8 protein-coding genes are annotated in these 9,759 nt (G+C 32.5%); 7 read left to right on the forward strand and 1 reads right to left on the reverse strand.

Annotation, left to right across the window (positions count from 1 at the left end):
• From ACI3VO_RS15880 to ACI3VO_RS15910, 7 genes are all read left to right on the forward strand, one after another.
• The coding region (locus ACI3VO_RS15880; protein ID WP_439758851.1) for an ABC transporter permease at positions 1-2,322 on the forward strand (2,322 nt) is incomplete at its 5' end.
• Between the two features lie 100 nt (positions 2,323-2,422).
• Positions 2,423-3,097, forward strand: a complete 675-nt coding sequence (locus ACI3VO_RS15885) for a response regulator transcription factor (RefSeq protein WP_439758852.1) — start codon at positions 2,423-2,425, stop codon at positions 3,095-3,097.
• A 3-nt stretch (positions 3,098-3,100) separates the two neighbouring features.
• Positions 3,101-4,123: a sensor histidine kinase gene (locus tag ACI3VO_RS15890; protein WP_439758853.1), complete on the forward strand. Its 1,023-nt coding sequence runs from the start codon at positions 3,101-3,103 to the stop codon at positions 4,121-4,123.
• 93 nt (positions 4,124-4,216) lie between these two features.
• Positions 4,217-5,188: a threonine ammonia-lyase gene (locus tag ACI3VO_RS15895; protein ID WP_439758854.1), complete on the forward strand. Its 972-nt coding sequence runs from the start codon at positions 4,217-4,219 to the stop codon at positions 5,186-5,188.
• A 318-nt stretch (positions 5,189-5,506) separates the two neighbouring features.
• Entirely contained in the window at positions 5,507-6,757 is a 1,251-nt protein-coding gene (locus tag ACI3VO_RS15900) for a saccharopine dehydrogenase family protein (RefSeq protein WP_439758855.1), read from the forward strand.
• A 144-nt stretch (positions 6,758-6,901) separates the two neighbouring features.
• Positions 6,902-7,234, forward strand: a complete 333-nt coding sequence (locus ACI3VO_RS15905; RefSeq protein ID WP_290686436.1) for a DUF3870 domain-containing protein — start codon at positions 6,902-6,904, stop codon at positions 7,232-7,234.
• Positions 7,235-7,379: 145 nt separating this feature from the next.
• Positions 7,380-8,450: a DUF4392 domain-containing protein gene (locus ACI3VO_RS15910; protein WP_439758856.1), complete on the forward strand. Its 1,071-nt coding sequence runs from the start codon at positions 7,380-7,382 to the stop codon at positions 8,448-8,450.
• 82 nt (positions 8,451-8,532) lie between these two features.
• On the opposite strand, the gene yidA is transcribed toward ACI3VO_RS15910, so the two are convergent.
• Positions 8,533-9,345: a sugar-phosphatase gene (gene yidA / locus ACI3VO_RS15915; RefSeq protein ID WP_439758857.1), complete on the reverse strand. Its 813-nt coding sequence runs from the start codon at positions 9,343-9,345 to the stop codon at positions 8,533-8,535.
• Positions 9,346-9,759 lie beyond the last annotated feature (414 nt).

Raw genomic sequence — 9,759 nt, forward strand, 5'->3', positions numbered from 1 at the left:
ACTGATGAGCAGATAAAACAGATCAAAGACCTAAATATATCTGATGCAATAGGTGAAGAAATTTCAGTTGGAAATCTGCATTCAGATGAGCTATCTAAAAAAGGAAGAAACATAGCTCTTCAATATATAGATAGAGAAAATTGGGATAAACAAATATCTCCAGCTATGGGAGAAATAAAGGGAGATTATCCTGAAGGCGAAAATGAAATTATGGTATCAGAGATGTCTAAAAAGCTACTAGACATAGAAGATGCACAAATAGGAGATAAGGTAAAATTAACATATGACGTAAACGGAAAAACTGAAGAAAAAGAATTTATTATAAGTGGACAATTTAAAAATTACACAGAATCACTTGCCTTCATGGAAAGTGGGGCCAGTGTAATATATGTATCAGAGGATTTTACTACAAAGCACAATTTATCTCTAGAAGAAAATGGAATATTATCAATGACCTTTAAAAAGAGCGAAAAATACGGCTCAACAAATCTTTTAGAGGAAAACGTGGATTTGAAAAACAATCAAGAATTTGAATTTAACTATGATGTAGAAGAAGATTCTAAGGAAATAGAGATGTCAGCTATTATAGTAGTTGGACTTATTGGAGCATTCATGGTGCTTAGTGGTTATCTATTGATCTACAATATTTTGTATATAGCAGTGACAAAGGATATTCAATTTTACGGAATGCTAAAAACTATAGGAGCTTCACCTAAGCAAATTAAAAAGATAGTCAGAGGTCAAGGACTTAGATTATCTATAGTAGGGATACCAATAGGAATAGTTATTTCGCTGGCTGTTTCGTTTTTAGTTGTACCTTATGCAATAGAATCGTTTTGCTCAGGTACCTATTACGCAGATTTGATGCCTAATAATGTGCATTTTACACCATTAGTATTTGGAGGAACTATATTGTTTTCGCTATTTACAGTTTTAATAAGCTGTAGAAAGCCAGCTAAAATAGCCAGCAAAGTTTCACCTATAGAAGCATTAAATTATACAGGAGGTAAGCCTAAAAAACAAAAGAAAAATAGAAAATCAACTAATGGTGGAAAGCTATACAAGATGGCTTGGTATAATGTTTTTAGAGATAAAAAACGAGCAATTTTAGTATTTTTATCATTATTTATGGGTATACTGACTTTTTTAAGCGTAAATACTTTTATGAATAGCTTAAGTGTCGATAATTATCAACAAAAATATTATCCAAATGATTTTGAGCTTACAAATTATGGAGATAATATTTCTGAATTAAGCGATGAGGATATAGAAGCTATAAAAGCAATTAAAGGTGTAACCTCAGTAAAAGTAAATAAGGTCTCAAATTTACAAATGGATATGAATGAAGACGTTCTTATGCCTGCTTTAAAGGTTGGATATGAGAGATATGCTACAGATGAAAATACTTTAGACGATTATCTACAAAAAATAAAGAAGGATCCAAGTAAGCTTACTACATGGGTATCATTTGTAGACGATGAAACTATAGACAAATTTGAAAAATTAAATGACGATAAAATAGATGTAGAGGCATTTAAGCAAGGAAAAATAGCACTTACAAGTACGTTTTATTATCCTAATTATGAAGAATTAGATTTCTCTAATCAACAAATTACACTTAGAAATTCTGATAGAACTAAGTCTGTTGATTTGGGAGTAAATATAGTTGAAGATGAAAATGATGTGCTTAACTTTGGTAAAGAAAACGAAATAGGTATACCGATATTTTATATAAGTGAGTCTGTAATAGATAAAATTGACTGTGATATACTAAATAATATCGTAAAAGTAGATGTAGACTCAAAATACGAACCATCAGTAAAAAATCAGCTAAAGCTTATGGCTGAAGAAAGTAAAAACGTAAATTTAGAAGCAAGATCAGATGCAGTCGAAAACTTTGAACAAAGCATGATAATGATGAACATAATAGTTGGCGGGATTTCTATAATTTTGATATTTATAGGTATGCTTAACTTTATAAATGTAATGGTCACAAATGTAAATACGAGATTAACAGAGCTAGCCGTAATTGAGAGCATAGGAATGACTAAAAAGCAAATTAAGAAGATGCTGACTTTTGAAGGCTTGTACTATGCAGGTATCACGATATTTATGATAATGACTATAGGTATGGGTGTTGTGTATATAATTTCAAAATTTATTAAAAATATGGTCGATTACGCAGAATTTGTATTTCCAGCAAGCTCGTTGAGTTTATTGATAGTGCTTATACTGTTGGTTTGTACTATAACTCCTAGAGTTGTGTATAAACAAAGCTCTAAATCAAGCGTGACAGAGAGACTTAGAAGAATAGAGCAATAGCGATATTTACGATAAAATGATAGAATTTAAGTAAATAATATTTATATCACGGATAATATATAATTTATTGTCCGTGATTTATTGTATTTAGGAGGAAGCAATGAAAAATATTTTAATTGTCGAGGATGACAAGCTTTTAAATAGAGGTGTGTCATTTGCACTCAAAAAAGAAGGATATAATACTATAAGTGTATATACTAAGCAGGAGGCGAAAAATGTTATAGCTGAGAATCATATAGATTTTCTGCTTTTAGATATAGGTCTGCCAGATGGAAGCGGGCTGGATTTATGTAGCGAGATAAAAAATCAAATAGATTTTCCAATAGTATTTTTCACTGCAAATGATACAGAGGAGGATATGATAAGGGGATTTGAAAGTGGCTGTGACGACTATATATCAAAGCCTTTTTCAATAGAGGTGCTTAAATTTAAAATAAATGCAATTTTAAAAAGAAGCGATATAAAGGCGAAGAAATTATTTGTATATAAGGATTTGAAGATAGATTTTGACAGTAAAAAGGTATATAAGAGAAATGAAGAAATAAAGTTGAGTGTGACAGAGTATAGGCTTTTGAAGCTACTTTGCAAAAATAAGGGAATAGCTATGACTAAGGAGGTTTTGCTGGATAAATTATGGGATTACAATGGAAATTATGTAGATGACAATACTTTATCTGTGAATGTCAGAAGACTCCGCAAAAAAATCGAGGATGACCCTAAAAATCCAGAATACATAGTTACATTGTTTGGAATAGGTTATATATTGGGAGAGTAGCTTATGATGAAGAGATTAAATATAATAAATTTGATACTCAATTTTGTGGTTTTTATAGCTTGCTTATCGTTTAATATATGTATTTTTCTGTGGACAAAGGATTACGACATAAATATTTCTATTATAACTATAGCTTTTACGCTGGCGATTTTTATTATATTTTATTTGCAGAAATTATTTTTTAAAAAATACACAAATGGTATACTTGTCAAATTATCAGATATGCTAGCGAGTATTTCTGATATGAGAGAAGAAGAAGTTTTTAGCATGATAGATGATTCTATATTTTCAAAGCTTCAGCATCAAACATTGAAATTAATAAACATATTAAAATCGCAAAATAAAAAAATTGAAACAGAAAAAAATGAAATAAAATCTCTAATATCGGATATCGCGCACCAGCTGAAAACACCGCTAACAAATATGAAGATGTACAGCGAATTTCTGCAAGATGAGGATTTATCAGAGGAGGAAAGACAGGAGTTTAATCAAATTGTACTTTTATCTTTAGATAAATTATGTTTTTTAGTGGAGAGCATGATAAAAATGTCTAGACTAGAGAGCTCAGTTATAAATTTACACAAAAAAACTGCCGACATAAACGATGCCGTAGTATCGGCGATTTCTCAGCTATACAAAAAGGCGCAGTCTAAAAATATAACGATAGATTTTGAACCAAAGCAAAAAATAATACTAGACTACGATAAAAAATGGACATCAGAGGCGATATTCAACATAATCGAAAATGCGATTAAATACTCCAAAGAAAATACTACGATATCCATATCGATTGAAAAATACGAGATATTTACAAGGATAGATATCACGGATCAAGGCATAGGTATATCTGAAGATGAAATTCCAAAAATCTTTGGTAGATTCTATAGAGGTAGAAATGTTTTAGAGGAAGAGGGAATAGGTATAGGACTTTACTTAAGCAGAGAAATTATTTCAAAGCAGGGCGGATATATAAAGGTCAAATCATCAGAATTGGGAAGTACATTTTCTGTATTTTTACAAAACTAAAATATTTCAATATAATAAAACTTTCATATGTTATAGTTGTATAAAATGATATATAATATAGTAAAGTTTTATAAAAGATCATGGGGGATAATTATGGAAGTAAAATTACAAGTATCAGATGTATTTCAAGCAAAAAAAAGAATAAAAGACTACGTAAAAGTGACACCATTAGTTAGAGCAGAAAATCTTGAAAAATTATTTGGTGGAGCAGAAATTTGGTTAAAATTAGAAAATATGCAATACACAGGAGCATTTAAATTACGTGGAGTAAGCAACAAAATGCTAACTACACCAAAGGAAGAATTGCAAAAAGGTGTAACAGCAGCATCAAGTGGTAACCACGCACAAGCAGTAAGCTACATGGCACAACAATTAGGCGTAAAAGCAACTATAGTAATGCCAGAAAACGCACCTAAAGCAAAAATAGCAGGGGCAAAGGGATATGGTGCAGAAGTAGTGCTTGCAGGATTTACTGGACAAGACAGAGATAAAAAATGTGCAGAATTAATAGAAGAACACGGATATTGCCTAGTTCATTCACATATGGACCCAGCAGTAATAATAGGTCATGGAACAGTGGCAATAGAAGCGCTAGAACAAATGAATGGTGAAATGGACGAGTTCATCATGCCATGTGGAGCAGGAAGCTTGACAAGTGGAGGCTCATTTGCAATAAAGGGAGTTGATCCAAGTATAAAAGTAACAGCTGTAGAACCTAAAGAAGTACCTCTATTTACAGAAGCATTAAAAGCAGACAAGGCTCTTACAGTAGAAATGGGTCAAACCATAGCAGACGGCCTTCGTATAAGCAAGGCAGAAGAAATAAACTTCGAAATGATAAGAGACAACGTAGATACAGTAGTAGCAGTAGAAGAAGCATCAATAGCAGAAGCTGTGAAACTATTAGGATTAAAAGAAAAAATATTAGCAGAACCATCAGCATGTGTAGGTATAGCTGCAATGCTTGAAAATAAAATAGACACAAGTGCAGGTCGCCGCATATGCATAGTTATAACAGGTGGTAATGTAGATGCATCACTTTATGCTGAATTAATAAACAAATAAATTTTCATAGACTTAGTTTACAAACTAAGATTAATATTCTAGAATATAAATAAGAAAACAAAATAGATTCGGATGAGGATAATCCTAGAAGCTACTTAAATGTAGTGCCGAAGAAGCAAAGAAAAGGTGAGTCTAAACTTTTTTGGAAACTGACAGGCAAAAGGAAGATTATCTGACGAAACTTTGGAGAGAACGGATTTCCGTCGCCTACGTGGCTATAACCAACTGGCAAAAGGACAGAGTAACAGGACACTTTGATTAGTGAGTCTTGTTACCCTGTCCTTTTTATTTTAAGTTAAAAAATGGGAGGGATAAATTATGAGAATGATGTTAGTAGGAGCAGGTGCAGTGGGAGAATCTATACTGAAGATAATTCAAAGCAGGCAGGATTATAAATCATGGCTGGAGTTTGTATTAGTTGCAGATTACGATTTGGATAGAGCAGAGGAAGTTATAAGTCACTTGAGAGACAAGGACGACTTAAAGGCAGTCAAGGTCGATGCTAGAAATGAAAAGGACATTGTAGAATTAATAGAAACATACGATATAGATTTCGTAATGGATGCTGCAGCTCCATTTGTAAGTAATAATATTTTTGATGCGGCTTACGAGGCTGGGGCAAATTACGGAAGCATGGGAACATGGTCTGTGCCTATGGAGAACCCTAAGCTAGGTCTAGGCATAGAAAACAGCTATGTAGAGCCAATGACAAAATACAATTTCGATAGACACGATAAATGGAGAGATAGAGATCAAATGGCGTGTATTTGCATGGGAATCGACCCAGGGGTAGTAAATGTATTTGCAAAATACGCAGCTGAATACGAATTCGACGAATTGCAAGAGGTTCATGTAAAAGATGGTGGAAATCTCAGCATACCTGGAGCAAAGGAGGGAGAAATTACATTTGGTTTTAATGTGTGGACAGTTTTAGATGAGGTCATGAATCCAAACGTAGAGTACAACGCAGACAAGGGAGGATTTATAGTTGAAGACGCATTTGCTGGAGAGGAAACCTTTGATATGCCAGATGGAGTAGGGAAAAATGTCCTTGTCAAGGTAGAGCACGAAGAAGTAGTCACAATGCAGAGATATTTATCTAAATACGGATTAAAAAAGGCGACCTTCAAAATATCACTAGATCCAGCGCTTATAAATGCACTTAAGGTCATAGACAGCTTAGGGCTTAGAAGTCTGCATCCAGTAGATGTCGGTGGTGTAAAGGTAGTTCCTAGAGATGTAGTAGCAGCAGTTGCGCCACAGCCTAAGGATATAGGTGACGAAATGAAGGGCGAGATGCTAGTAGGAGTTCATTGCATAGGTGTAAAAGACGGTCAGAAAAAGGAAATATTTATGTATCAGCCTTTTGATAACCAACAATCTATGAAGGACTGGCATATGCAGGCAGTAGTTGCACAGACAGGTTTTGGTGCGGCACTTTCTATAGAGCTAATTGGTAAGGAAATTTGGAAGGACAGCGGAGTATTTTCTCCAGAATACTTTGATCCAATGCCTTATTTAGATTTAATGAAGGAAACTGGATTTGAGTATAGGATTTTGAGAAAGTAAAAATAGACATATTTTAATATTTCATATTGAAAAAAATGGAAAATATCACTATCATTTAAGTATAAGCATATTAATTGTATTTGCACGGCTTTAAATGTCCTTTAAAGAAATTTTGCAAATACGATAAAATTACAGGAGAAAATAATGAACTATTTAGAAAATACAGTATTTGTTACAGGTCAATCTAAGCCAAGTAAGGACGATGTAATTTCATCCTCCTATTCAGTTTTCTCACTATGTGTGATAATAGATAAAGAGACAGATAGAATAGTAGATATAGCCTGCAACACTATTATGGATGAAACAGAACAATTTATAAGAGATATGCTTTGTTCGAGAAATATAGTTACTGAAGTCGACAAAATGATAGAAGTAATTCAAAGCAGATTTTTTGCACTAATTCAAAAGGCTCTGATAGCTGCGTTGAAGGATGCTCAAAATAGATATCTCATGATTTTTCCAGAAAAAAGAAAATAGAATCTTATTTATTGGGTAATAAACTAAAATTTATTAACGAATTTAATTAAGGTTAAGATTATGCATTATTTGCGTGTCTTAACCTTTTTTTAATGTAAATATGCATATAAAAAATTAATCAATATTATGAATGGGAGAATGATTTATGTATAAGGAAAATTTAGCAAAATATAATCTTGGAGAAAATTTAGATAATCTAATGAATTTAGACCCTAGAGGCTACGGTGTCTGCAGAATTTTGTACGATGCAGCTAGAAAATACACTAAAAAACCGTTGACTATAAACGCTGCTCAAAAGCTAGTCGACGAAATCAAGGAAGGTGATTTAGTGTATATAATAACAGGATTTGTACTACCTTCTCATAAAGAGGCAGAAAGTGATGGAATAATTAGCTCACTATTTTTAGCTAGAAGCTTAGTCAAGGCGTTTAATGCAAAGCCTGTGATTGTATGCCAAGAGGAAAACTTAACTGCAGTTAGAAATCTATCGTTTGAAATGGGACTTCATTTATATGATTCTATAGAAAATTTGAAAAAATACCCTATTTCAATAGCTGTAGTACCTTTTACAAAGGACATAAATAAAGCTGATCAAATGGCAGATGAGCTAATAAAACAGGGCATTCCAAAGGCAGTTATAAGCATAGAGCATCCTGGCAAAAATCAAAAGGATCTATACCACAATTCCTTGGGTATAGATTGCACAGATTTAGAAGCAAAGACAGATATTTTATTTGAAAAGCTTGTAAAAATAGGTGTTTTAAATATAGCTATCGGCGATTTAGGAAACGAAATCGGCATGGGGACCATAGCAAATCAAGTAAGACAATACATCCCTTACGCAAACTTAGAAGATCCATCCGACAATATCGGAGCAGTTGCAAAGACAGACAACATAATAACTGCAACAGTTTCTGACTGGGGATGTAATGGATTGATGGCTGCGATTGCGTATTTGAAAAAGGATTTAGACGTATTCCACGATGGAGATATGCAAAAAGAAGCGATGAAAATAGCAGCTAGAAGTGGGATGAACGATATGACTGGATGGTTGCTTCCTGCAATAGATGGATTTGGAATAGAGATGAATGTTTATATTGTAAGCTTGATGAGGGAGATAGTAAAATCCACTTTAGAGCATGAGAAGAAGAGTGAAATATGGTTTGAAAAAGTGGAGGAGAGAGGTTACTTTAACGATAAAATCAGAGAAATGTAATGAATTTTAAATCAGAAAAGTGCAATAAAAAATGGCATCTTTGATGCCATTTTTGCCGAAAATCATTTATAAAATTTAAAATCTATCTTTCTAATATAAACTTATTAATAACATGAGCAACTCCATCTTCATCGTTAGTGCGAGTTACATAATTTGCTATTTCTTTAATATCATCAGTTGCATTTCCCATAGCAACTCCAAGACCAGCGTATTCTATCATGTGCTTGTCGTTTCCTGCATCTCCAACACATATAACTTCATCCTGTTTGATGCCAAGCTCTTCAGATAAAAGGCTTATACCAGCACCTTTGTTTGCATTAGGATTTAATATTTCTAAGAAAAATGGCATACTTCTAACTATAGTGTATTTTTCGTAGAATTTTTGAGGTATTTTCTTTACGCATTCATCTAAGATTTCAGGGTGATCTATCATCATAAATTTAGACATAGCGATGTCTTTAGGTATTTGATCTAGAGTAGTTACATTTAAATGGCTTCCAGTTAAGTAAGATTCATAAACTGTATAATCACTTACATCTTTATTAAATGTATAAAGAGTTCTTGTATCGTAAAAATGGCTTCTAGAGCCTATTTCTAAGCTAAGCTCGTATAAATCACAAAGGTCGTTGTAGTCTAGAGTTAGATGAGATATAGATTCTCCTGTATGAGAATTTTGAACAAGAGCACCGTTGAATGTAGTAACGTAATCTCCCTCTTCTTTAAGATTTAATTCTTCAAGATAATTTTCAACACCTTTCAAAGGTCTTCCTGTGCATAAAACGACTTTGACACCTTTTTCTTTACTTTCTTTTATGGCTTTTTTTACAGAATCTGTAACTTGGTTTGAGCTGTTTAATAATGTTCCGTCTATATCTAGTGCGATTAATTTATACATGGGTACCTCCTAAATATATTTAAAATTTATAATTAAGTATCTATATTTTTTTCGAAATTTATTTAAGTATGTAGTCATTATATTTTACAGATATTAATTATAAGTTAAGATTTGGAAAATGTAAATATGTTGAAATTTCAACGCTTTTCGGGAAATATTGAAATTTAAAAAAAGAAAACGTTGTCGACATCAGCAAAAAATATTTTTTGATTTTATATATATGTATATAAATATTAATTATAGGAGATAATAAACAATATAATACTAAAAAATAGCATAAATATTATTGACAATAATTAACTAATGGGTTACTATTTATATTGTCAAAATAAGTAAAATAAATGCTGTGAAGGGAAGAGTAGTTATAAAGACGAAGTCAGAGCGAGCTGGTTATGGTGAGAGTCCAGTACGAGT

The sequence above is a fragment of the Intestinibacter sp. genome (assembly GCF_051866655.1).
Taxonomy (GTDB): domain Bacteria; phylum Bacillota; class Clostridia; order Peptostreptococcales; family Peptostreptococcaceae; genus Intestinibacter.